The organism is Nitrospira sp. Vd2, from assembly GCF_979581665.1.
The window spans coordinates 54,882-78,842 of sequence record NZ_CEFZSK010000008.1; the positions used below are offsets into that span (position 1 = coordinate 54,882).

Sequence of the window (23,961 nt, forward strand, 5' to 3'; positions counted from 1 at the left end):
CGCACGACGGTCTGCCTAACAGGACGACGACCGCCGATCGGGTGGGGGCACTGCAAACTATCGGCCACAATGAATCTCCTTGGAAGTCCTCCTCCTCTTCCTGCATTTTGTTTGAGAAGGACAAGAAGCGGCCCATAGACGACCGGCAAAGACTGCCTGGGACGGAAAGAAAGTACTGTCAGACTGGAGCAATAGGGCCGAGGTATGGGTCGATTGATACGCCTAGATCTTTCGCATCCAAAACCGCGCTGATCACACGTGAGTCGCCGCGAAGATCGAGGACCACCGGCTGGACGGCACGCATGGCTGCATCTCGTATGATCAACACTGAAGGCGCCACCGGCCGCTCGTGATGCACACGGCTCACGACGGCAATTTCTCCGGTATTGAGCTGCACGCAGGAGCCCACCGGATAGACGCCGACTGATTGGATGAAGCGTTGCACGAGAATCGCATCCAAGTGTCCGGACTGGCCGAGATCGTAGAGACGTTGAAGCGCGCGGTGTGCGGGGATCGCCTGGTGATAACAGCGGTCGCTCGTAATCGCGTCATAAATGTCAACGACGCTGGCAATCATGCCGAACGTCGTCAGCTCCGAGCGGTCACGGCCGAACGGGTAGCCGCTCCCATCGACGCGCTCATGATGCTCCAGTGCCGGCCGGATCACATCGTCCTGAAACTCGCGGACGCTTGACAAAATTTCCACGCCCCGGAGCGCGTGCTGTTTCATGATCTCGAATTCCCACGCCTCATACTTGCCGGGCTTGTTCAGGATCTCGCGCGGAATTCTGGTCTTCCCGATATCGTGAAGCAAGGCGCCGCAACCCAGGCGATGGAGGGACTCCCGATCGAGCCCGACACGCCGGCCCAGGGCTAGGGCCAAGATGGCCGTGTTGACGGAGTGGAAGAACGTGTATTCGTCGAAGCTCTTGAGCCTCGTTAAGCTCACCAACGCATCCTGGTTTTGGAGAATGCTGTCGACCATCCCTGAGACGACGACCGACACGTCTTCGGTCTTGATCGCCTCCCCCGTGCGGGCGTCATGCATCGCCTGCATGACGACCTGCTTGGCGCGTCGATAAACCTGCCGGGCCTCCTCGAGTTCATCGATGTGCGGCGGTGTGGGTGGCTCACGCACCTCCTGTATCGCAGCGGCGATGACGGCGGGGGCAGGAGCCTGCGGAGGTCCGCTGTCGACCGCCACACCTGCCTCTGCTCCTTCAACATCGACGTATCGGACACCCGCTTGCCTCAGTTTGTCGATTTGCTCGCGTCGGGTAATCCGCATCTGATGACGAAGAAATGGGGATTTCAGCCATGGGACATCGAGCCCGACGACCGACATGCCGACCGTCAGCTGATCAAGTGGGATGGTTTTACGCATGATGGACTATCTTGACCGTTGGCTCACCGGAGCGCCGCATCGTGGGAGAGATCTCGACGATGAGAATCGCTTTTGGCGCGAAGCGTCTCGGCGCGCGTCGCCCCGTTTCTCGATGTACCGACTGCGGGCCTCATCGTGCTCTATCGGATACCCGAAGGGTTGTCTTGAGCGGCAGCCGTTACTAAAGAGCGGGATTGGGAGAACCGATACATGAACGATCAGAAACGGCCGGGAGCCGGCGCCTACTCGTTAGGGGGTGTTTGGGCGGCCGCGGATTCCATTAGTCCGATCGTTGTGTCAACAACTCACGTATCACGGTAGTGGGACCACCGCGGAAGCGGTGTACATCTGGACGTAGGTGAAGAGGGATGCACGCAGTCGCTCTCGTCATGCCCACGTTCAGGTTCGCGCGAAGTCGGGAGCGTGGTCGCTGACAACTCACGAGCGTGACGGTAGCGACCGGCGCCTTCATCGGCCCAGCAAGGCGAATCGTACCGAAAGGAAGAGACGTTGATATGTCGGGCCGCTCCGAGACGCACAAAACGATCGACGTCAATGAGCTGAAACCGGGGATGTTCGTCGAGCGCCTCGATCGATCCTGGCTCACGACGCCGTTCGTCCGCCATCGGTTCCTGCTGCGTGACGAGCAGGACATCGCGCTTCTCCGGCATTACGGCATTCGGCGAGTAGTCATCGATACGGCCAAGACCGTCGATCTCTCCGATCAAGGTTCGGCTCATCCGAAGGAGGCCTCGAACAACGGTGAATCGTCCCCGACCGACGCCTCGGCTTCCGATGATTCGCCGAAAACGCCGCCGTCCACTGCGCCACCCAGCCGTGAAGAAGTCAAGATTGCGCGGCTCCTTCATGCGGAGGCGACATCGGCGCTTGAGCGGATGTTCGTCGGAACGACCACTCCCGTCCGGATCGACAACCCGGCGCTGCGTTCCATGGTATCGCACCTCGGGGAACGCATCACGACCCAACGCAATGCGATGCTTGCTGCTGTGCGCCTGCAGCAGCTACAGCGATTCGATCACAATCTGTTCTCGCATGTCGTCGACGTGACTGTCCTGTCCATGGCAGTCGCGATTGAGCAGGGACTGGATTCCCGGGCCTTGGAGGACATGGCTCTCGGGGCTCTCCTGCATGATATCGGGGAGATGCGTCTCCCGCGAAACCTCTTGCGAAAAACCTCACGCTATGCGGACCACGAGCGCGATCTGATGATGCACCATCCGGCGCTTGGCGTCGCCATGCTGAACGACCCCGGATTGCCCGAGATCGTCCGGCGCATCGTCGGCGAACATCACGAACGCGTCGATGGCTCCGGCTATCCCGCGAAACTGCGTGGCGATGCGATCGCAGCCGAAAGCCAGCTCGTCGGACTGATCGACATTTATGACGCGCTCGTAACGACTCGCGGAGGGCGGCCCGCTATCCCGCCGCCTCAGGCCATTCGCCGCATCTATCAACTCGGCCTGAACCGTCAGTTCGACACCCGGCTCGTGGAGCAAGTGGTGCAAACCCTCGGCGTGTACCCGATCGGCAGCCTGGTCGAGCTCAATACCGGGGAACGCGCCGTGGTCGTCGCGGTCAATCCCGCATTGAGTTTGAAGCCGTCCTTGAAACTGATTACCGACCGCCAAGGCCGGCTCTATACGGAGCCACTGTTGCTCGAGTTGTCGGTGCCGGAGCACGCCGGCTCCGCCCGAGCCATCCTCCGGGACCTGGATCCAGACAAGGAGCAGTACGATACGTCGCTCTGTTTAGCCGGTGTCGCATGAGTGAGCACCGAGCGAGCCTCAGCACTGTCGACAGTCGAAGAGAGAAGCCCTCTTCCCATCCCGATCACCTCGGCCTTGCCGACTCAAGGGCGACCGATGCATCCGAACCGGTCACGAGGCAATGCGAAACAGGGCAACGGCCCGCCCTCGATGTGCTGTTGGAGGCCGTGCCGGTCGCGGTGTATATCGTCGATGACGAAGGGCGAATCCGTGCGATCAATCCAGAAGGGACGAGACTCTTCGGGTGGGGCCAGGCGTCCTGCCGAGGTCAGTGCCTCCACGACCTCATCGGTTGCCAGCCGGCGGAGGTGACCGAGCCTCCCGCCCCCTGCCCTGTCGCTCAGGTCTTACACTCTCAACAAGCCGCTTACTCGTCACAAACCGTCGTTCGATGCCGAAACGGACAGGTCAAATTGACGGAATGCCGAGCCGTCCCGCTGCTCGATCCGGGAGCCGGTGGCGCCATCGTCACCTTTCGGGACCTCAGCGTGCAGGTGGAACTGGAGCAGGATCACAGCCGCCTGGCGTCGATTCCGGAAGAGAGTCCCTACCCGATTGTGGAATTGGACCGGGACGGCGAGGTGTTGTACGCGAACGCCATCCTCATGCAGCTGCTTGCCGAGTACGGCTACAACGAGGCCGGATTCCCTACGATTCTTCCTGCCGAGATCACGCGGATCGTCCGCGATTGCTTGACCGGCTGTTCAGTCAAAGACCGTGAAGTATTCGTGCGCGGTCATTGGTTCTCCTGGACGTTCTGCCCGATCCCCGGCCATGCGCATGTGCGCGGGTACGGTGTCGATGTGAGCGCCATCAAGCGGGCCGAAGACGCCGTCAAGACGTTTGCCCAAGCCGTCGAGCGGAAGAATACGGAATTGAACGCGGCGTTGGAACGGGCCGAAGAAGCCGTCCGGGCCAAATCGGCCTTTCTCGCGACCGTCAGCCATGAAATTCGCACGCCGATGAACGGTGTAATCGGGATGGCCGAACTCCTGCTCGGCACGACGCTGACGCCCGAGCAACGCGAATATGTGGAAGCGGTCAGAACAAGTGGTGAGTCGCTGCTCGACATCATCAACGACATCCTGGATTTTTCGAAGACCGAAGCCGGACAACTTCGCCTCGACATCGTCGAATTCGATCCGCGGACTATCGTCGAGGAAGCGGCCGGCCTCTTAGCAGAACGCGCGTACGCGAAGCAGCTCGAACTCGCCACCTGGCTGGACCCCAACATCCCGGTTCGGCTTCTGGGAGACCCGGGCCGCGTGCGACAGATCTTGATCAATTTGATTTCCAATGCGGTCAAATTTACCGAACAGGGGGACGTCGTCGTCACAGCCCGCCTGGCGGAGGAGACGGCCTCGCATACCACGCTGCGGTTCGACGTCACCGATACGGGTATCGGCATCGTCCCCGAGGCGCGTGCACGGCTATTTCAGCCTTTTTCCCAGGCCGACGGCAGCATGAGCAGACGATACGGCGGAACGGGGCTGGGGCTCGCGATTTCCAAGCAATTGACCGAATTGATGAGCGGAAAAATCGGCGTCGAGAGTGAACCGGGACGCGGCAGTCGCTTTTGGTGTACGGCGCGCTTCGAACGCAGTGTGAGGTCGGTTCGCCCCGCTCCCGATCCTTCATTCGCGGGCCGCCGCGTTCTGCTGATCGACGATAGCGCCGCGGTGCGCGAGACACTCACGCCCATGTTGACGGCATTCGGCCTCGCCGTCACGACGATGAGCACTGCCGACGACAGAACCGAATGTATCGACTGTCCGGATAGCGCGAACTGGGACGCGGTGATCCTCGACCTCCAATTACCGCGCGGCGCAGCCTCCGCCGTGATCGATCGTCTGGAGAGTCACGGCCATACCGTCCCGCTCATCGGCTTGATTCCATTTGCTCGATGGCACGCGCGAGAGGAGAGGCATGCCCGAGCCGTCTCTGCGCTCCTCACGAAGCCGGTGCGGGAGTCCATGCTCTGTGAGGTGCTGTCAGCCTTGTTCCGCCGCAGCAGCGGGCCCATCGAGCCTGCGCCCGCGGCGCCGCAGACGATTCTCCGGACACCGGATACGCGGGGTCGCGTCTTGGTGGTCGAAGATAACGTCGTCAACCAACGGGTCGCAGCCAAGTTGCTGGAGAAGCTGGGCTGCCACGTCGATGTCGTGGCCAATGGCCTCGAAGCGCTTCGCGCGGTTCAGGATGTACCGTATGTCGCCATCTTTATGGATTGCCAGATGCCCGAAATGGACGGCTATCAGGCGACTCGTCAAATCCGAGACCTGGAGGCGGCGGCCATGGGGCATGGATCGCGGACGGTCTGGCCGGCTCTCGCGGTGAACGGCATACGCCGACTCCCCATCATTGCCATGACGGCGAACGCATTGCAGGGTGACCGGGAACGCTGCCTTGACGCGGGCATGGACGACTACGTGGCCAAGCCTGTGAAGAGTGATGACCTGCAAGCAGTGCTCCAGCGTTGGCTCCCCCCGGAGGACCGGAAGCTGAAATAAGGCATCCAGGAGAGCCCAGCGAAACCTCCGCGGCCGAAAGGAGAGACATCAAGAACGATGGGTATGGGGAACCGTGACGATCACAGGATCCTCGACCGTGTTGCGGCCCTCGAGCGCCTGGACAACGACGAGGCGTTCCTCGGTGAATTGGCGGGCATCTTCCTCAAGGACTATCCGCGGATGATGAGGGAAATCGAGAGGGGCGTCCTCACACGAAACGCGCCCGCCTTACGGCATGCCGCCCATGGGCTCAAGGGATCCGTGAAGGAATTTGCAGCACACGATGCCGCCGACGCCGCATTTCGGCTCGAGCAGATGGCAATGACCGGCGATCTTCGTCTGGTCGAGGACGCGTGGGCGAACCTGAAAGTCGAAATGGCGCGCCTCCTCCCCGCACTCCAAGACCTCGCCCATCGATGACCGCCTCTGATCAATCGAACGAGGAGATCGTCGAAGAAAGACGCGACCTATGATCGCCGTGCGGTCGCCAACGCGGCCGTCGATGGCGTCTCGTTGCCGGCCGTGACAGCGCACCCGGCAAGAGGCGCCCGCGTCGGATAGTCGGCTTGGAGGATGACTTGCTTCGCCACGCGGCTATGACGATTGACGACCACTGGGCCGCGCAGGTTTGCGGTAAACCGAGCAGGATTATCGAGCGGAATCGTGACGATCACGAAGATCAGCAGATCGTCGGAAGATGACACCGATAAATCGCGCGCGTCCTGCTCGGCGAGGATGACACGATACTGAGGATCGAAGAGGACAGGGTCGGCAATGACAAACGCGAGGGACGGATCATCTACGGATTGAAGCCATTTGAACGGGACATCCCGATCATGATCCAGCACGACGTAGCGTGTGGACTCCGGAAACCCCAGAATTCCGGCCGGCAAGGACAGCAGCGCCTGAACGGGACAGTCAATGGTGCCGAATCGAGTCGTGCCGATCTTCATTGGTCCTTCCCATATCCCGTCTTGATCGTCATCGCCTGAACGGCGGTCAGCGTCGCCGTTGCCGCCTGTCGGTTCTCATCGACAATGCGCGCATAAATCTCATCGCGATGGACCTGGACTGCTGCCGGCGCCTCAATGCCCAGCCGCACCTGGCCGCCCTTGATATCGACCACGACGATCCGAATGTCGGGCCCAATGGTGATTCCTTCGCCGATGCGTCGTGTCAGGACCAACATAAGCCCTCCCTGGCGTTGAGGTCCCGGTGATGGTGCCCCTACTTCGAGGGCGCCGTGAAATCGTCGAGCCGAACGTCCCCCCGTCGACGCATGCCTATTGCAAGAAGTTCAGCAAGGACGTGTCGAAAATCTGCTTGGCACTGGACGCCGCCGCCTGAAAGGCGATCTGCTGGCGGGTCAAGTTCGAGATGGCTTCAGCCAAGTCGACGTCCTCGGATTGTGACAGCGCCTTCTGCACAATATTGACGGCATCGCTCAGCGTGGTCTTCGTACTGTCCAGCCGATTCTCGAACGCCCCGTATTGCCCTCTGGCATTCGTGATCTGCGTGATCGCCTGATCCATATCACCGATGCCCGTCTCAATCCCCGCGCCGTCGTTCGATTCGAGTGCCGCCAACAGATTCTTCAGCCCATCGAAGATGTTCGTCGTCGGGCCGGAGAAGACCTGGCTCCCCGGGAGCGTCACCTGCACAGTCTGACCGTTCCCCACCGCGATGGATTGGGCCTCGTCGTTCCCGACATATTGAACCGTATCCCCTGATGTGATCGTGAAGGGGTCGGCATCGGTCTTCGTCCCCGCGAAGATGCGCTGCCCCGCCACGTCGGTGTTGGCCAGTCGAAGCACTTCGCGATCCAATGATCGCACCTCAGTGGCGATCAGCGAACGTTCGCTCGCGCTCGTCGTATCGCTCCGCGCTTGCACGGCCAGCTCCTTGACGCGTGACAAGATCGACGTCACTTGTCCAAGCGTATTGTCGGCAACGTTCGCCCGGGTCACGCCCGAGTCGATATTCCGCAACCACTGCTGCGTTTTGGCGAGGCTTTCCTTCTGCGAGGTCCCGTTCCCGAATGCCACCGGATCGTCCGACGGCACAGACACGCGCTTGCCGGTGGACACCTGCTGCTGGGCTTCCACGGTTTTTGCGGCAATTCGTTGGAAATTGCTGAGCACGAGCCCGAAGATTTGTTCGTCGGCGACTCGCATAGAAGCCTCCAAAGGCTCAGCGCTTGAGCGTGAGAATGGTCTGCATCAATTCGTCCGTCATCGTGATGATCTTCGACGTCGCTTGGAAAGCGCGCTGGTACTTCATCATGTTGACCAACTCTTCATCGAGGGACACACCGGAGGTTTCCGCCCAGTGCGCCTGAAGCTGTTGCTGGACGAGCTGCTGCGCCTGTAAATCACCGGCCGCTTGCTGCGCCGTGGTGCCGATCCCCGACGCCGTCATGGCATAGTACTGCCCCAGCGTCGCGCTTCCCAGCGCACCAATGGACTTGTTCTGAAGGTCGACCAACGCCAAGGCGTTGACATTGTTGCCGGGTATGCCGCCCGCGTTGTCGGAAGCGGCGATTTGTCGTCCGTCGGTCAACGCCACCGCGATCGTCCTGGCCGTGACGCCGCTCGTCGAAAAGAACGCGAGGCCGGTCGATCCATCGAGCCCGAATCCGAGTTGATGCTGCGCGTTCACTTCGGACACGAGGTTCGCGGCCAACGTGTCGAGCCGTGCCGTTAACGAGGGAATCGTTTGGTCCCGCGCATCGAGGAGACCTTTCAGCCGGCCGCCGCCGATGAGCGACGTGATAGTGACCGGGCCGCCGGCTTGATCGTACTGCACATCGAGCAGACCGGCGTTCGCTCCATTGGCGGCGCCGGAGAGCGTATGTGCGGTCGTCTTATCGACGAGGATTTGTCCGCGACCGACGAAGATCGTCAACTGCCCGGTCCCATCCTCGATCGACGATACATCGATGAGCCCACCCAGCGTATTCAACAGCCGCTGCCGCTGATCCCGCAGATCGTTCGCGTGTTGCCCCGAGAGCTCGGCCTGACTGATCTTGTCGTTCAGATCGGCAATTTGGCCGGCGAGGCTGTCAATCTGTGTAATCGTTTGCCCTACGTCCCGGTCGATCGCTTGGCGTTGGTCGGTCAACGTGGCGTCGATTCCATGGAACCGGTCGGTCAGTGACTGGGCTTTGGCCAGCACGACCGACCGCGCGGTCAGATCGGCCGGATTCGTCGCCACGTCTTGCAGCGCATTGAAGAACTCGTTGAGCGCCGAGCCGAGACTTTGATTTTGGGAATCGTTGAAGAGCTGCTCGATATTGGACAAGGCGCTGTTCGCGGCATCGAACTGCCCGACTCGCTCGTGAGAGGACAGTAATTGTTGGTTGATGAATTCATCGACATTTCGTTTGATCTCGGTGACCTGCACGCCAGTCCCGATTTGGCCGGGCCGGCCGTTCAGCGGCAGCGTTTCCCCGAGCACCGCCTCCTGCCGCGAGTAGCCCTCCGTGCTGACGTTCGCCATATTTTGGGCGGTCACGTTCAGCGCTTGCTGATACGCGAAGAGCCCCTGGGAGCCGATGTTATAGAGATTGGAAATGCTCGACATGCTAGCCCCGCTGCCGCAACAGCCCGCCCTCGAGCGCTGCCGCTGTCGAACCTGATGAGGAGTATACCGAATGCGCGGGCATCATCGCGCGATGCGCGACCATGAAGGCTTCGTGTAGAAATAGCAGCGAATGCTCGGCCAGAGCCGCCACGACTGCGTTTTCACGCTGCACGTCACGTACCGCGTCCTTGAGCAATGCGGCTTGCCTAATCAGCAACTCGCCTTGGCTCTTCTCCATGTGCCGCGCCAATTCGTCGACCGTGACGTCGGCAATCAAACCGAAGTACCGTGATAGGTCGGTGACGAGAGCCTTCCGACGCGCCTCCAACGCCTGTAGGGCTTGGAGAAGACCGACTTTTCTTTGAGCAGCGGATTCGAGCGAGTTAAGATCAAGTGACGACATTGATGCGCGCTCGACGCGAAGGATCTCGCTGAGCCGTCGTGCGGCTCCGTCCATCTCTTGAAGAATGGTGATCAGTTCGCGCCCCAGACCGTGTACGGAGGAATGTCCTTCGAGGTCTGCAGGTTTCACCGTGCGACTCTCACAACACGGCGTCGGTCAAGACGTGCCGGATGAGCTTGTCGGCGACCGTCTGCCCGCTGACGTCGTACGTGCCGGCGTCCACCGCTCGACGCAGGTGGTCCACGCGTGCCGCTCTGGCGGCATCCGGAGCCTCTGCGAGTTGTTTGATTCGCAGAATTTCTTTCGCGTGATCCGAGATGTTGACCTGGTCCTGCTGTGGAATGGTCGTCGGCCGCGGTGATTTCGACGGCCGTTCGACGTCCTGTACGCCGAACAAAAGATTCGCCAACTCCTGCGCCCGACCGTGCCCTGAGATTTCCATACTGGTCCTTTTGTCCTTCCGCTGTGAGGAAGGTTGATAGTCCTATGCGCTCATCTCTCTATCGGTTCTCGCCGGCCAAAACTTGAGGCGAATTTCCACTCCCTTGCTGCCGGCTTAGCTCGGTCTCGAGCATTCGCGCCAGTCCAATCCCGCCGGCCTCGGCGGCCAACCGCCCGATTTCCTGATCATAAAAACTATAGAACTGGTCACCAGCCTTGTTCTCAATGAGGCCCTTTGGGACGGTTGCCCGCATTTCCTTCATTAAATAGGCAATGAAATAGCCTTCGAATTCCCGCGCCGCCTTTCGAAGCTCCTCGGCCTGTTGACCCGGTTTCTCGGCGCGGAGCGACTCGGCCAAATGCTGCATCTGCTGAGAGCCGGCCTGCTCGGCGGCCGGTGGCATATGTAAGGGCAGCATCTCCATCGAGGGTCCGACCATTAAATAATCTCGAGGCTGGCTTGAAGCGCGCCGGCCGCCTTCAAGGCTGAGAGAATCGCCACGAGATCGCGTGGCGTCACACCGACGGCGTTCAACGCCCGCACCACTTCACCCAACGTCACCGTTTCATCGACCACCATCAAGCGCGACTGCTCCTCTTTCACCTCCGTTTGCACGTCGGGCGTCACGACCGTCTGTCCGCCCGTCGAGCCGATCACGGGGGCCGGCGGTTGCGAGACATTCAAGGTGGACTTGACCGAAATGCTGAGGTTCCCATGAGAGATCGCACAGGTTGAGAGCCGCACGTGCTCCCCAAGGACAACTGTTCCCGTTCGTTCGTTCACCACGACCTTGGCCGGTACGTCAACAGAGACATCGAGCGCCTCGAGTGTGGCAACATACTGGACGATTTTGCCCTGGAAGCTCGCGGGAATCGCCGACCGGATTTGCCCGGAATTCACCGGCACCGCCGTCCCCGGCCCAAAGATCCCGTCGATCGCTTCGCTCACTCGCAGCGCGGTCGTGAAATCCGCTTGGCGCAGCATGATGTTGATCGAGTCCCAGTTCTCGATATTGACCGCCACCTCTTTTTCGACGATCGCCCCGCCGGGAACCATACCGGCGGCCTGGTGGTTCTTCACGACCGTGCTACCGCCGGCCCCACCTGTCCCACCGAGAAAGCCGCCGATCGAGATCGGGCCTTGCGCCACCGCGTACACCTGCTGATTCGGCGCCTTCAACGGTGTTAAGAGCAATGTGCCGCCTTGGAGGCTCTTGGCGTTCGCCATGGACGAGACCACCGCATCCAACGTCATCCCGGGCTTGGCGAACGGAGGCAGCTTGGCCGTGACCATCACCGAGGCAATATTACGCGTCAACAACTGAATCGGATTGATCACGAGGTTGATGCCCATCTTGTTCAACATGGACATCATCGCCTGGATCGTAAACTGACCGCCGATCACCTGATCGCCGGTCCGGTCCAAGCCGACGACGAGGCCGTAGCCGATGAGCTGGTTCTCGCGCACACCTTCGATCATGGCGACGTCTTTGATGCGTGCGGCATGACCGAAAGTCGGCCACGCCAGACACGCCACGAGCAGGAACGTAATCAGCCGATACCGCAACAGGAGCTTCGCGAGGACATGCGCCCCCTGCTGCTCTATCGCTCGATTGCGACGCGAGGCGGACGTGTTGCGACGGGGACTCGAGAGAGACCGAGATTTCGATGTTGGTTTCTTCATAATTCCCTAGAATGGATAGATCCAATCCAAAATGCGGACGAACCAGCCCGGCCGCTGCACGTCATCGACCACGCCGAGTCCAGCGTATTCGATCTTGGCTTCGGCGATCGCGCTCGACAGCACCGTGTTCTTGGTGTCTACGTCGACTCGCCGGACGATGCCGCTCAAGCTCATCAACTGCTTTTCACTGTTCACCACGACTTCGCGGCGACCTTCGACCCGGAGATCGCCGTTCGGCAGGACTTCGATGACCATGGCGGATAGCGTGCCCGTCAACGTGTCGGCGCGATTCGTGGCGCCTTTGCCGCCGAATTTGTTCTGCGAGCTGGCGTCGATGCCGAACCCGCGTTGCGCCTCGGCGCCCAACCGAATGCCCGGGATCCCGATCGTCCCGGTCGCACCGCCGTTGACGGTATTGGTCAAGGTCGATTCCCGTTGCGCACTCGTGTCTGCGCTCTTGGACCCCTTATGGTCCTCGACGATCTTGATCGTGATGATGTCCCCGACACGCATCGCCCGCATATCCTCGTAGAGGTAGGCGCGGCCGTTTTCCTCTTGCCAAAGCGACCCGACGGTTTTCGGCGGCGGGATGGGAGGCACGACGAGTTTGGAGCTTGGTACCGGCGTGGTGCAGGCGGTCATCACCGCAAGAACGATCAGGCCCAAGACGGGGCGGATGTCCGTGGTGTGAGGAACCATCCCTTCCAACTCAGAACTCGACCCGGACCAACCCCGGCCCGACGACTTTCGCCCGTACATCTTTTCCGGAATCCTGGTTCGTCACCATCACGATTTGTCCCGCCTGACCGACGGCCTTCGTCACGCCGATCGCCTGAACGAGGAGGCCTCCCCGTTTCGCCTCGATCGTCACCCGTTCTCCCTTTCGAACGAGATACGGTGGACCGAGCGCGGCCGTGTTGATCACGCCGTTCGGAGTCAACGGACGCAGGGCGCGCTTTCCAATGGCTTCGGTCGGATCGGTCAGGAACTGCCGCGAGGCGAGCCCGAGCGGTGTACGAGCGATCGTGACATCCTCCTCCTCCAGGATGTCGTCCACTCGAATGACCCGCGTGGCCACCACGGCATCCACGAACGCCGCCACATCGGCCGTGACTCTGACCGTGTGACTCAGCTTGCCGTTGATCGTCACGTCGACGTCGAACTCGCGCCGGCCGTACGCCTCTTGCGGCACCCCGGAGCGGACCGCGAGCGCCAACGTCCCGCCGGGTACCCGCAGGGAGTCGCTGGGGTCCAGAATGTTCACCTGTACGTCGGCGATCTTCACCTCCGCCTGACGTCTTATGTAGTCGGCGACGGTCTGCTGAAATTGCTGCACGGTGATCGCCTGAAACGGGGTCGAAGTTTTCCGCGCCGCTTCCGCCGTTGTCATGCCCAGGAGGAAGATGCTGGCGACGATCAGCAGTGAACGGTCCGTTCGCATGGTCGATGTCCCCTTGTTCAGATCATCGTCGGATGTTGTTGGCGATGCCCATCATCTCGTCGGCCGCTTGAATCGCTTTGGAATTGATCTCGTAGCTGCGCTGCGCGATGATCATGCTGACCATTTCCTCGGCAAGGTTCACATTGGAGCTTTCGAGAAAGCCTTGCTGGATGGTGCCGAAGCCGGTCGAAAACCCGGCCACGCCTTGCGTCGGCGGACCGGAAGCGAAGCTGTCGAGAAAGAGATTGTTTCCAACCGAGACGAGCCCCGCCGGGTTATCGAATCGGGTCAGTTGGATCTGACCGATTTGGGATGCCTGCGTGACACCGGGCAACAGGACGGAGACCGTCCCGTCCTGTCCGATGTCGACCTTTAGGGCCCCCGAGGGAATCGTAATGACCGGATTCAACACATCGCCGTCCCCCGTGACCAAATTCCCGATGTTGTCCCGCTTGAAGGAGCCGTTCCGGGTGTACATGATCGTGCCGTCCGGGCGTTGCACTTGAAAGAAGCCCGGGCCGTCGATCGCCACGTCCAGATCGTTGCCGGTCTGGCGGAGATTGCCCTGCACCCATTCCTTCGAGACGGTCACCGGTCGCACGCCGGCGCCGACCTGCACGCCGACAGGAAAGACGCCGATGTTCGAGGAGCTGGTGCCCGGCATCCGCTGGATCTGATAGAGCAGATCGGCGAATTCCGCGCGGCTCCGCTTGAATGCATTCGTGTTCACGTTCGCCAAGTTGTTCGCGATCGTATCCACGTTCAACTGCTGGGCCGTCATCCCCGTCGCCGCCGTCCACATCGCACGAATCATCATTCACCTCCGAAGTTATTTAACGTACTACACGGATGGCGCCGAACCGCGCGCCCGGCTGTTATCACCCGCCCACCCGGTCGCGTCAAGACGCGACTCTTCCTCAAGCGGAGCGTCAGGGCCCCACTGGCGGATGGGGCGCACGCTGCGACGAAGAAGGAGCAGCACGTCTGTGTGCGCCGCCGAGATGGTGAGGCGGCCGGGGAGCGAGCACGGGCGGGCTGTTCGGCGATAGGACCCGCTATCCCACCCGTCCCACATCCTCGACTGCGCGCTGCGTCATCTGATCAAACGCTTGAATCACCTTTTGGGCCGACTCGTACATCCGCATGCCTTGAATGAGCTTGACCATCTCAGTGAGCGCGTTGACGTTCGACTCCTCGACGAACCCGGTTTCGACCACCGCATCCTTCGCGGACTTGGCCTTGCCGCCGGCGAAGAGGCCGTCCTGCATCTTCTGCGGACGCTCGCTGTCCGCAAAATCAACGATCTTGAGCTTCGCGACTTCCTCGTTGTTGACCGAGATTGCACCAGCGGGACTGATCTGCACCGTGCCGTCTTTGACCTTGATCTCGCCCCGTGTTCCCATCACGGGATACCCCATGTCGGTCACGAGTCGTCGCTTCCCGTCGAGGTGAAAGATTCCGTTTCGCGTGTAGCGCGGCCCCTCCGGCGTCTTCACTTCAAAAAAGCCGGATCCTCGGATCGCAAGATCGAACGGATTGCCGGTACGCCGCAATCGACCGGTGTCGAAGACGGTCTTGAGTCCCTGAACCGACGCAAAGACGCGCTCGCTCGGTCCGGTTGGAACGCCAGTCCCCATCGAACGCGACAAGACCGAACGAAACAACGCTTCATCTTCCTTGAAGCCGGCCGTATTGACGTTCGCGACGTTGTTCGCAAAGACCTGAATTTGTCGCTCCTGCGCCAGCGCGCCGGATAAAATAGGATAAATACCGCGATTCATGGCCGTCTCCTTCCTCGGCGATCAAAGCAACTGGGGTGCCAAGTCACGAGCCTTAAACCCTGTAAACTCGCTGCGAGAACAGCACGTTCTCTGTAGCTTCGGCTTGTGCATGCGCCCATTCGCTCGTCCCCGTTCGGCAGCTTTTGCAAGAGCGGCAGATTTTGCCGACCTTAATCGAGATCGCGCAGCGTCGCCTTCAACGTTAAAATAGCCTTTGTGTGGAGCTGGCAGACGCGCGACTCGGTGACATTGAGAATCCGTCCGATTTCCTTCATCGTGAGTTCTTCACAATAATAGAGCGTCAACACGAGCCGCTCCTTCTTGGGTAGCGCGTCGATCGCCTTGGCCAAGATCTCGCGGCGATTCTCGGTGACCACCATCGCCAACGGGTCGGGATGCTCCGTATCGACGAGCATGCGAAGAATCTTTCGGCCATCCGTCTCCTGGACCCCGAGGTCTTCCAGGCTCACGAGCACGGCGCCTTGTGCGCGCGTCAAAAAGTCCGCAAGCTCGGATGACGTCAATTTCAACTCGGCCGCCAATTCTCCTTCCGTCGGCGGCCGCCCCAGCCGGCTCAACAACTCCGCGTTCGCCTTTTCCAGCGTGGAGAGTCGCTCGTGCACGGACCGCGGGATCCAATCCATCGACCGCATTTCATCCAGCATCGCCCCGCGAATCCGAAATTCGGCGTACGTCTTGAACTTCGCTTCCCGGCTCGGGTCGTATTTTTTCATCGCGTCCATGAGGCCCATGATGCCGACCGAGATCAAATCATCGGCATCCAGGTGAGCCGGCAACCGAAAGGCGAGCCGGTGGGCGATCGCCTTCACGACCGGGGCAAATTCTCTGATGATCCGCTCTTGCTCATCCTCGTCGTTCGCGCGAGCTTTACCCGCCTTCACGTCCACCGCCTGATTCATCACGGCACTCCTTCGTCTATTCCTCATGCCTCAGACCGCGCGATCAGACCTCGCCAGAGAAACTGAACCCCGCCTTTCGGGTGTTCAGCCTTCCACTGCACCACCGTCCGGGCCAGGCGCCGAAACTCTTGCGCCGAAGGCGCGTGCGGATAGAGATCGACGACCGGCCGCTGCTTGCAGACGGACATCGGGACATAGTCGTCGTCTGGGATGTAACCGACGTAGTCAATGGAGATGTTCAGAAACTTGTCGGCGACGAGCGTGATCTTGCGGTAGATCTCCAGCGCCTCCCGTTGATGCCGCGCCATGTTGATGAGCAGACGGAAACGCGTCTCGGCGTGGCGCTGGGACAAGACCTTCATCACCGCGTACGCATCGGTCATGGACGTCGGCTCCGGTGAAGCGACGACCAAGATCTCTTGTGCCGCCGAGGCGAAGAACAAGACGTTGGATGAAATGCCAGCCCCGGTATCGATCAGCAGCACGTCGATGGCATTCGCCATCCGGTCCAATTCCACTTGCAACAGCAGTTGCTGCTCGGGCGTCAGCGCGGTGAGGTCGTACATTCCCGAACTCGCCGGGAGAATGCCGATGCCGCCCGGCTCGCGCATGACGATGTCGGCCAGCGCTTTTTGCCCGTCCAACACGTGCTCGAGCGTCCACTCGGGCACCAAGCCTAGCAGTACGTCGAGATTTCCCAATCCCAAATCCGCATCGAGCACGAGCACGCGCTTGCCTTCGCGCGCGAGCATGACGGCGAGGTTCGCGACGACGTTTGTCTTCCCCACGCCGCCCTTTCCGCTCGTGACGGCAATGACCTGAACGCCGACCGAGGGCAGAGTTTCCGAGTTGAATTGGCGCAATGTTATGGCTTGATCCATTGGTGCTCCTTCCAGGATATCCTGCATTGCCATGCTCAAATGGTCGCGGTCGGTGCCGTCATTGCAATCGCCATCGATGGGCCGACAAGCAACTGTGCGACGGTCGCCGGGGTCGCGATGTCGAGGTCCTCGGGGACGCGCTGCCCACGGGTGAGGTACGACAGCGGCAGGCGTGTCCGCTGCATCACCTCGAATACGGCGCCATGTGCGTCCGTTTCATCGAGCTTCGTAAACAACAGCCGGTTGATCGGCAGGCTTTGAAACCGCTGGACGTTCTCGAGCAGGTCCCGCTCGCGCGTCGTGGCCGATAAGACGAGGTGAATGTCGACGGGATTGCCGAGGTCGAGCAGTTGCCGCAGTTCCGTCATGCCGCCGGCATCGCGGGGGCTGCGCCCTGCCGTATCAATGAGAATCAAGTCAGCCTCGGGTCGCCGCCCAATACTCTCGATCGCGTCACGTCGCGTCAGGGCGACGTCCATCGGCACGCCGATGAGCGTCGCGTAAGTCCGCAGTTGCTCGACGGCGGCCAGTCGGTAGGTATCGAGCGTGATCAGCGCGACGGGACGATGCTCGTGAAGGCGATAGTGCGCCGCCAACTTTGCGAGGGTTGTCGTCTTCCCCACGCCGGTCGGCCCAACGAGGATGACGATTTTCCTTTTCTCGTCCGACTGCAAAAGCGGCCCGCTCGTGAGAATCCTCGGCTCGATCACGGCTGCCATGGCTCTGCGCATCGCGGTGTCCGGGCAGTCCTTTGTAAGACGAGCGGCCGCGTCCCGGACTATCGCGAGCGTCATCGTCTGATCGAGCCCGCGGGCGAGAAGCTCGTCGCGATATCGGTGGAGCGCTTCCGGCAGTTCCTCGACGGGCTTGGGAACGGCGTCTGCGGTACGTAGGTATTCGCGAATGTGCTTTAACTCCTCCAGAACCGGGTCGAGGTCGGGCCGCGCCGACGACCGCTGATGAAAGCCCGAACTCGAGGCCGGGTTCCCGTGAGCCACTGGCGAGGAGGAGGCCGCCCCAAGCGAAGAAGACAGCACGTCGCGGAACCGCACGGTCGCGCGGGGAGCGGCTTTGGCATGATCGTTCTCAATAGCGCCCGATCGGCCGGCCGGCGCATTCAATTTCACCTGGCGGTCCACCGCCGCCGTCACCTCCACCATCGAGCGACCCAGCAGGCCGAATCGCGTTTTTCCCGGGTCCAGCGATTTCGTCGACAGGATGACCGCGTCCGGTCCCAATTCGGCTTTGATCGCCTTGAGCGCCTCCTGCATCGTCATTGCCTGGAACGTCTTGATCTTCATGTCGCCCTCATCCAGAGAGGCTTACGGTCTCTCGTCACGCGGCTTCATCTCCGAGTCGAACGGTCTCGGCGGCTTTGATCTTGGCCATGCTGTCGATTTCGTTTGGAGCAAGGACCGGCACGCTTTGCAGCACACGGTCGGTGAGCTTGCGTAGATGTCGTCGCAGGGCCGGTGAGCACAGAATCACCGGCTGCTGACCGCGTGCGGCGGCACGCTCGGCCGCCTGCTTCAACACGCCGAGCAACCGTTGCGCGATCCCGGGATCCATCGCCCAGTACCCGCCCTGCCCGTTCGCCACCTGTTCCGCCAGGTTCCGATCCAACCGTGGATCGAGCGTGATGACGGCGAGCGTGCCGTCGGGAGCCGCGTATTGCTTGGTGATCGTCCGTGCCAGCGCTTGGCGCGCCGCTTCCGTCAAGACGTCCGGATCCTTGGTGACCGTCGCGTGATCGGCGACGGCTTCCAGGATCGTCCGCAAGTCGCGGATGGGAACCCCTTCTCTCAACAGATTCCCGAGAATGCGAACGAGCACCCCGAGCGGTACGAGCGCGGGGACGAGTTCCTCCACGAGCTTCGGATAGTTCTTCGCGACTTCGTCGAGCAAGGCCTGCACCTCCTGCCGGCCCAGCAACTCGGATGCATGACGCTTGATGATCTCGGACAGATGGGTCGCGATGGCGGAGCTGCCGTCGACCACGGTGTAACCGGCGATCTGCGCCTGTTCCCGGGAGCCTTCCGGCACCCACAGTGCCGGCAGACCAAACGCCGGTTCCTTCGTCGCGATCCCCTGCACGACTCCTCTCCGCGCGTTGCCGGGGTCAATGGCCAGCACGTGGCCTGGCAACACCTCACCGCGAACGAGTTCGACTCCCTTGAGCAGCACGGCGTACTCGTTCGGACGAAGTTGTAAATTGTCGCGGATGTGGATCGGCGGCACGAGAAAGCCCATCTCCGCCGCCACTTGCCGCCGCAGGCCCTTGATACGATCGAGCAAGGTCCCGCCGCGGTCGTTGTCCACCAGACTGATCAGCCCGTAGCCGACCTGCACCTCCATGAGATCCAACGGCAGGACTTGCGGCGTCGGCTCGGCGGGCTTGACCGGCGTCGTCTCGGCCTGCGGCGCCGGCGCCTGCTCTTGCTTGTACAGCTCGTACGCCACCCACCCGACCGCGCCCCCGAGCACGAGAAAGGCGAGATGCGGCAGGCCCGGAATTACGCCGAGCGTGAGGAGGATGCCGGCGGCCGTTGCAAGGACTTTCGGCGACACGAGGATCTGCGTGGTAATCTCGTGGCCGAGATCGCCGTCCGAGGCCGCGCGGGTAACCACAATACCGGCCGCCGTCGAGACGATGAGCGCCGGCACCTGCGCGACCAGGCCTTCGCCGACCGTCAGCAGCGTGTACGTTTGCGCGGCGGCGGCGAGCGTCATCCCGTTTTGAAGGACGCCGATCGCGAGGCCGCCAATAATGTTGACCAGGATGATGATCACGGCCGCGATGGCGTCGCCGCGCACGAATTTGCTGGCCCCGTCCATCGCCCCGTAAAAGTCCGCCTCTTCGGACACCTCCAAGCGACGTCGCCGGGCCTCGGCCTCATTGATCAAGCCTGCGTTGAGGTCGGCATCGATGCTCATCTGTTTGCCGGGCATGGCATCCAGAGTGAACCGAGCGGCGACTTCCGCGATGCGGCCGGCGCCCTTGGTCACGACGACGAAATTGATAACGACGAGGATCACGAACACGACGAGCCCGACCGTATAGCTGCCGCCGACGACGAAATTCCCAAAGGCGCGGATGACTTCGCCCGCCGCGCCCGTCCCTTCGTTCCCGTGCAGGAGGATCAAGCGGGTCGCGGCGATGTTCAGCGAGAGCCGCAGCAGCGTGACCATGAGCAGCACGGAGGGGAACACGGAAAAATCGAGCGGCTTCCGGACCTGCATGCCGACCAGCAACACCAGGACCGCCAGCGTGATGTTGAAGGCGAGCAGCACGTCGAGGGCAAACCGTGGGAGCGGCAGCAACATGATCATCAAGACGCCGACCACGCCGACGGACATGAGGATATCGGGGTGACGAATCAATGCGTCGGCGGGCGATGGCCGCCGTGGGGCTGGAGCCGATTGGACGGCTGTGATGGAAGCGGCTCTACGTGCCATGGTTTACCTACACCGCCTCCTGCCCGCGCGCGCGATAGACGAGCGCGAGGATTTCGGCGACCGCCTTGTAGAGCTCGACGGGGACCTCGCGGCCGACATCCACCACCTGGAACAGCATCCGCGCCACCGGTTTGTTCTCCATCACCATCACGCCATGCTCGGCGGCGATCTCCTTGATCCGCTCGGCGATGAATCCGGCGCCCTTCGCCACGACGACGGGGGCGGCCATCGTGTGGGCGTCATAGCGCAAGGCCACAGCGAGGTGCGTGGGGTTGGTGATGACGACGTCGGCGGTGGGCACCGCGGCCATCATGCGGGACCGGGCCATTTGCCGTTGCACGCTCCGCACGCGGGACTTCAAGAGCGGATCACCCTCCGCCTCGCGCTGCTCCTGCTTGACCTCTTGCGGCGTCATCCGGAGGCTGCGCTCCCATTCGAACCACTGATAGCCATAGTCGGCCACGGCAATGAGGCCGACGGTCGTGGCAATGAGCAGGCTCAAGCGGAACACGAGCGCCGCCGTCATGTGGAGGGTTGTCGGCAGGTCGTATTGAATGAACTCCGGCAACCGGTGCAGATCACGGCTGATCGCGAGGTACGCGGCGATCCCGATGATCGCAACCTTCACGAGTGCCTTGACCAACTCCGCGACGGACCTGAACGAGACCAATCGGGTCAGGCCCGCAATCGGGCTGACGCGTGACGGATCGACCCGCAACGACTCGGTCTGCCACAGCCATCCGGTCTGCAGCAGATAGCCGGCGCAGCCGATCACGGCGATCCCGCCGGCAAATGGAAGGGACAGCCCGAGTGCATCCCAGGCAAACGACTGCAGCAGATGCCGGAGAGCCTCGGGGGTCACCTCGGCGCGCGACGCCGGATCAGCCACGCGCGACAGCCACGCCTGCATCATCGCCGTCAACTTCGTGACCGCCGTCCCCGAGAGGAGAAACAGCAGGCCGATTGCGCCGAACAGCACGGCCGCCGTCGGCACATCGCGACTCAGTGCAATCTGGCCTTTGCGCCTGGCGTCGGCTTTTCGCCGCGGCGTCGCTTGCTCCGTCCGGTTCCCCGTGTAGTCAGCCATGGCCCAGCACCCTCAGCAGGTCGTGCACGGTTCCAGCCAGCCGGCCATATTCGGACTGCATGAGCGCCACCGCGTAGGGCATCGAGGCTCCGAGCACGAGCAGGCCGGCGGCGATCGTCAATGGAAAGGTCAAGACGAAGACATTCATCTGCGGCACGCCCCGCCCGATGATCGCCATCGCGAGATTGACCATCAGCGCCACCGCCACAACAGGGGCGGCGAGTTTGATGGCAACGGCAAAGAGATCGGTGGAGAGGCGAAGCACATCCTCCATCAGCATCGAGGACAGCCGGGCGCCGAAGGGTGGAATCATCTCGAAACTCTCGACGATCGCACGCACGACCATCATGTGGGCATTGACCGAGAGAAAGACGAGCGACGCAATCATCGTCTGAAATTGCCCCACCAACGGCACCTGCTGCGCCGTGGTCGGATCGAACAACTGAACCACGCTCAGTCCCATCTGTGTTCCGATCAGCTCACCGGCCAATTCGATGCCGGCGAACAGCACCCGCACGGCGAGTCCGATGACCATGCCGATCAGGAACTCCGTCCCCATCCCCGCGGTGAGGAGCACCGGATCGCCAGGCGACTCCGGCACACGGACGATCGGCACCAGCACCAAGCCCAGCATCACGACCAATCCCGTCTTGATTTGAAGCGGCACCGCCCGGCTCCCCAAGATCGGCCAGGACGCGAGCAGGCCGGCGACCCGCATGACGACGATCACGAAGGCTTGAAACTGGGGAAGCGCCAGGTGCAGGACGTGCGCCATGGTTCAGCGTGCGTAATCTGGAATAGATGCGAGCAGGCTCGTCATGAAGCCGACCAAGCTGCTCAGCATCCAGGGAAAGAACAGCAACGCCGCGACGAAGACGGCCAGGATCTTCGGCACAAAGCTCAGCGTCGCCTCGTGAATCTGCGTCATCGCTTGAAACAAGCTCACCAACAGCCCGACGATCAAGCTGAGCGCGAGCATCGGCGTGGACACCAGCAACATCGTTTCGATCGCCCGGCGACCGATCTCGATCACGGCATCATGAGACATAGATCACCACATCCTCCTCGACATCCTCATTGGAAGCTCTTCACCATCGAGCCGACAACGAGATACCAGCCATCGGCGAGCACGAAGAGAATCAGTTTGAACGGCAGCGAGATGACGACGGGCGGCAAGAGCATCATGCCCATCGACATCAGCACGCTCGCCACGACCATATCGACGATCAGGAACGGAATGTAGATCAAGAACCCGATCTGAAAGGCGATCCGCAGTTCGCTCAAGATGAACGCAGGAATGATGACGTGCGTCGGCACGTCGGCCGGGGACGATGGCTTCTGCAACTTCGCGAGGTCGACGAACAACTCGAGATCCTTATCTCGCACTTGCTTCAGCATGAAGGTGCGGATCGGCTCCATGCCCTTGATCCATGCCTGCTCATAGGTGATCTGCTCGGCGAGCATCGGCTGGATCGCGTCCGCATAGACCGTCTGGCCGACGGGCGCCATCACGAACATAGTCAGGAACAAGGCCAGGCTGATGAGCACTTGATTCGGCGGCACTTGCTGGGCGCCGAGGGCTTGCCGGAGAAAGGCCAACACGATGACGATCCGGGTGAACGACGTGACCATAATGAAGAACGCCGGGGCGAGCGAGAGGACGGTGAGCAGCGCGAGGATCTGGATGACGACGGCCGTTTGCCCCCGCGTGGCGTTTCCCAAATCGATAGAGATCGAGGGGCCGTTCGCGGCAAAAGCATTGGCGGGGAGGAAGAAGATGAAGGTTAAGGCTAAACCGAGAAGAATCCGTCGGGCTGGCATCTTATTTTCTGATCTCCGCCTGAACGTCGGCCTCAACCTGCCCATTAACCTCAACCTTTCCATCAACGAGAGCTTTGATGCTCGCAGGATCCGTGACGCGGCCCAAGGGGATCAGGTCGTTCGCCGTCGCGCCGACGATCAGGAATTCTCCCGCCACCGACACCAAGGACACGGTTTTGCGCGGACCCAGGTACCCGGTTGCGAGCACGTGCACGAGGGGCCGGCTCGCCGTGATCATGCCCCGTCCCGCCATCACCCGGCGCGCGACATAGAGCAGCCCCATCATCAGGGCCAGGACGACGCCCAGCGAGACGATCATCCTCGAGATGCTCTCCCAAAGCTCCATCGCGCCTACCCTAAATGCTGGATCCGTTCGACTGTGCTCACCACGTCCGTCAAGCGAATGCCGAACTTCTCGTTGACCACCACGACCTCGCCGCGGGCGACCAACCGGTTGTTCACCAGGACTTCCAAGGGTTCGCCCGCCAGCTTCTCCAATTCGATCACGGACCCTTGCCCCAATTGTAGGAGGTCCCGGATGAGCATCCGTGTCGACCCGAGTTGCACGGACACCTGCATCGGGATATCGAGAATGAAGTCGAGGTTCTTGATCGACGTCTCGCCGTCTTTGCCTTCCAACGGCGGAAACGTGGCCGGCTTCGGCCCCGTTGCGACTCCCCCGGCCTCGGCCGGTTGCTGTTGCGGCTCCCCGTTCCCCATACGCCCTCCTCTAGTGTCCTGTCTCTGAAGTACGTGGAATAAGTTGTGCATTGGTGGTGTCCT

26 protein-coding genes are annotated in these 23,961 nt (G+C 61.5%); 3 read left to right on the forward strand and 23 right to left on the reverse strand.

Annotated elements, in window-relative coordinates:
* Positions 1-178: 178 nt before the first annotated feature.
* A complete protein-coding gene (locus AC1U7K_RS04215) occupies positions 179-1,384 on the reverse strand; it encodes an HD-GYP domain-containing protein (protein WP_480249546.1) in 1,206 nt (401 codons plus the stop codon).
* A gap of 515 nt (positions 1,385-1,899) precedes the next feature.
* Between AC1U7K_RS04215 and AC1U7K_RS04220 the strand changes: the two genes are divergently transcribed.
* From AC1U7K_RS04220 to AC1U7K_RS04230, 3 genes are all read left to right on the forward strand, one after another.
* Positions 1,900-3,171 carry an HD-GYP domain-containing protein gene (locus AC1U7K_RS04220; RefSeq protein WP_480249547.1) on the forward strand — a complete coding sequence of 424 codons (1,272 nt, stop codon included), beginning with the start codon at positions 1,900-1,902 and terminating at the stop codon, positions 3,169-3,171.
* Positions 3,168-5,681 carry a PAS domain-containing hybrid sensor histidine kinase/response regulator gene (locus AC1U7K_RS04225; RefSeq protein WP_480249548.1) on the forward strand — a complete coding sequence of 838 codons (2,514 nt, stop codon included), beginning with the start codon at positions 3,168-3,170 and terminating at the stop codon, positions 5,679-5,681. Before AC1U7K_RS04220 ends, AC1U7K_RS04225 begins: the two co-directional genes overlap by 4 nt.
* Before the next feature lie 63 nt (positions 5,682-5,744).
* A complete protein-coding gene (locus tag AC1U7K_RS04230; protein ID WP_480249549.1) occupies positions 5,745-6,101 on the forward strand; it encodes an Hpt domain-containing protein in 357 nt (118 codons plus the stop codon).
* A 47-nt stretch (positions 6,102-6,148) separates the two neighbouring features.
* Here AC1U7K_RS04230 and fliW read toward each other — a convergent pair whose 3' ends face one another.
* The 22 genes from fliW to fliN all read right to left on the reverse strand — a co-directional run bounded on the left by fliW (position 6,149) and on the right by fliN (position 23,949).
* Entirely contained in the window at positions 6,149-6,634 is a 486-nt protein-coding gene (gene fliW, locus AC1U7K_RS04235) for a flagellar assembly protein FliW (RefSeq protein WP_480249550.1), read from the reverse strand.
* Complete coding sequence (gene csrA / locus AC1U7K_RS04240; protein WP_480249551.1) at positions 6,631-6,870, reverse strand: carbon storage regulator CsrA; 240 nt, start codon at positions 6,868-6,870, stop codon at positions 6,631-6,633. The genes fliW and csrA overlap by 4 nt, the downstream gene beginning before the upstream one ends.
* A 94-nt stretch (positions 6,871-6,964) precedes the next feature.
* Positions 6,965-7,855 carry a flagellar hook-associated protein FlgL gene (flgL, locus tag AC1U7K_RS04245; protein WP_480249552.1) on the reverse strand — a complete coding sequence of 297 codons (891 nt, stop codon included), beginning with the start codon at positions 7,853-7,855 and terminating at the stop codon, positions 6,965-6,967.
* A 16-nt stretch (positions 7,856-7,871) separates the two neighbouring features.
* Positions 7,872-9,263 (reverse strand): flagellar hook-associated protein FlgK, encoded by a 1,392-nt coding sequence (gene flgK / locus AC1U7K_RS04250; protein WP_480249553.1) that lies wholly within the window; start codon positions 9,261-9,263, stop codon positions 7,872-7,874.
* 1 nt (position 9,264) lies between these two features.
* Positions 9,265-9,795 carry a flagellar export chaperone FlgN gene (flgN, locus tag AC1U7K_RS04255; RefSeq protein WP_480249554.1) on the reverse strand — a complete coding sequence of 177 codons (531 nt, stop codon included), beginning with the start codon at positions 9,793-9,795 and terminating at the stop codon, positions 9,265-9,267.
* Between the two features lie 10 nt (positions 9,796-9,805).
* Positions 9,806-10,108, reverse strand: a complete 303-nt coding sequence (gene flgM / locus AC1U7K_RS04260) for a flagellar biosynthesis anti-sigma factor FlgM (RefSeq protein WP_480249555.1) — start codon at positions 10,106-10,108, stop codon at positions 9,806-9,808.
* 58 nt (positions 10,109-10,166) lie between these two features.
* A complete protein-coding gene (locus tag AC1U7K_RS04265) occupies positions 10,167-10,547 on the reverse strand; it encodes a rod-binding protein (protein WP_480249556.1) in 381 nt (126 codons plus the stop codon).
* Entirely contained in the window at positions 10,547-11,791 is a 1,245-nt protein-coding gene (locus tag AC1U7K_RS04270; protein WP_480249557.1) for a flagellar basal body P-ring protein FlgI, read from the reverse strand. The genes AC1U7K_RS04265 and AC1U7K_RS04270 overlap by 1 nt, the downstream gene beginning before the upstream one ends.
* Positions 11,792-11,797: 6 nt before the next feature.
* Positions 11,798-12,490: a flagellar basal body L-ring protein FlgH gene (locus AC1U7K_RS04275; protein ID WP_480249558.1), complete on the reverse strand. Its 693-nt coding sequence runs from the start codon at positions 12,488-12,490 to the stop codon at positions 11,798-11,800.
* Positions 12,491-12,500: 10 nt separating this feature from the next.
* A complete protein-coding gene (gene flgA / locus AC1U7K_RS04280) occupies positions 12,501-13,232 on the reverse strand; it encodes a flagellar basal body P-ring formation chaperone FlgA (protein ID WP_480249559.1) in 732 nt (243 codons plus the stop codon).
* Between the two features lie 22 nt (positions 13,233-13,254).
* Positions 13,255-14,046, reverse strand: a complete 792-nt coding sequence (gene flgG / locus AC1U7K_RS04285; RefSeq protein ID WP_480249569.1) for a flagellar basal-body rod protein FlgG — start codon at positions 14,044-14,046, stop codon at positions 13,255-13,257.
* Between the two features lie 241 nt (positions 14,047-14,287).
* Complete coding sequence (flgF, locus tag AC1U7K_RS04290) at positions 14,288-15,013, reverse strand: flagellar basal-body rod protein FlgF (RefSeq protein WP_480249560.1); 726 nt, start codon at positions 15,011-15,013, stop codon at positions 14,288-14,290.
* A gap of 170 nt (positions 15,014-15,183) precedes the next feature.
* A complete protein-coding gene (locus tag AC1U7K_RS04295; protein ID WP_480249561.1) occupies positions 15,184-15,933 on the reverse strand; it encodes a sigma-70 family RNA polymerase sigma factor in 750 nt (249 codons plus the stop codon).
* A gap of 23 nt (positions 15,934-15,956) precedes the next feature.
* Complete coding sequence (locus AC1U7K_RS04300; RefSeq protein WP_480249562.1) at positions 15,957-16,814, reverse strand: MinD/ParA family protein; 858 nt, start codon at positions 16,812-16,814, stop codon at positions 15,957-15,959.
* A gap of 35 nt (positions 16,815-16,849) precedes the next feature.
* Positions 16,850-18,115: a flagellar biosynthesis GTPase FlhF gene (gene flhF / locus AC1U7K_RS04305; RefSeq protein ID WP_480249563.1), complete on the reverse strand. Its 1,266-nt coding sequence runs from the start codon at positions 18,113-18,115 to the stop codon at positions 16,850-16,852.
* A gap of 34 nt (positions 18,116-18,149) precedes the next feature.
* Entirely contained in the window at positions 18,150-20,171 is a 2,022-nt protein-coding gene (flhA, locus tag AC1U7K_RS04310; RefSeq protein WP_480249570.1) for a flagellar biosynthesis protein FlhA, read from the reverse strand.
* A 106-nt stretch (positions 20,172-20,277) separates the two neighbouring features.
* Complete coding sequence (gene flhB / locus AC1U7K_RS04315; RefSeq protein ID WP_480249564.1) at positions 20,278-21,357, reverse strand: flagellar biosynthesis protein FlhB; 1,080 nt, start codon at positions 21,355-21,357, stop codon at positions 20,278-20,280.
* Positions 21,350-22,132 (reverse strand): flagellar biosynthetic protein FliR, encoded by a 783-nt coding sequence (gene fliR, locus AC1U7K_RS04320; protein WP_480249565.1) that lies wholly within the window; start codon positions 22,130-22,132, stop codon positions 21,350-21,352. The genes flhB and fliR overlap by 8 nt, the downstream gene beginning before the upstream one ends.
* A gap of 3 nt (positions 22,133-22,135) precedes the next feature.
* Positions 22,136-22,405 carry a flagellar biosynthesis protein FliQ gene (fliQ, locus tag AC1U7K_RS04325; RefSeq protein WP_480249566.1) on the reverse strand — a complete coding sequence of 90 codons (270 nt, stop codon included), beginning with the start codon at positions 22,403-22,405 and terminating at the stop codon, positions 22,136-22,138.
* A gap of 26 nt (positions 22,406-22,431) precedes the next feature.
* A complete protein-coding gene (gene fliP, locus AC1U7K_RS04330) occupies positions 22,432-23,178 on the reverse strand; it encodes a flagellar type III secretion system pore protein FliP (RefSeq protein ID WP_480249567.1) in 747 nt (248 codons plus the stop codon).
* Between the two features lies 1 nt (position 23,179).
* Entirely contained in the window at positions 23,180-23,497 is a 318-nt protein-coding gene (locus AC1U7K_RS04335) for a flagellar biosynthetic protein FliO (RefSeq protein ID WP_480249568.1), read from the reverse strand.
* Between the two features lie 32 nt (positions 23,498-23,529).
* Positions 23,530-23,949, reverse strand: coding sequence for a flagellar motor switch protein FliN (gene fliN, locus AC1U7K_RS04340; protein WP_480249571.1), 420 nt, complete (start codon positions 23,947-23,949; stop codon positions 23,530-23,532).
* Positions 23,950-23,961 lie beyond the last annotated feature (12 nt).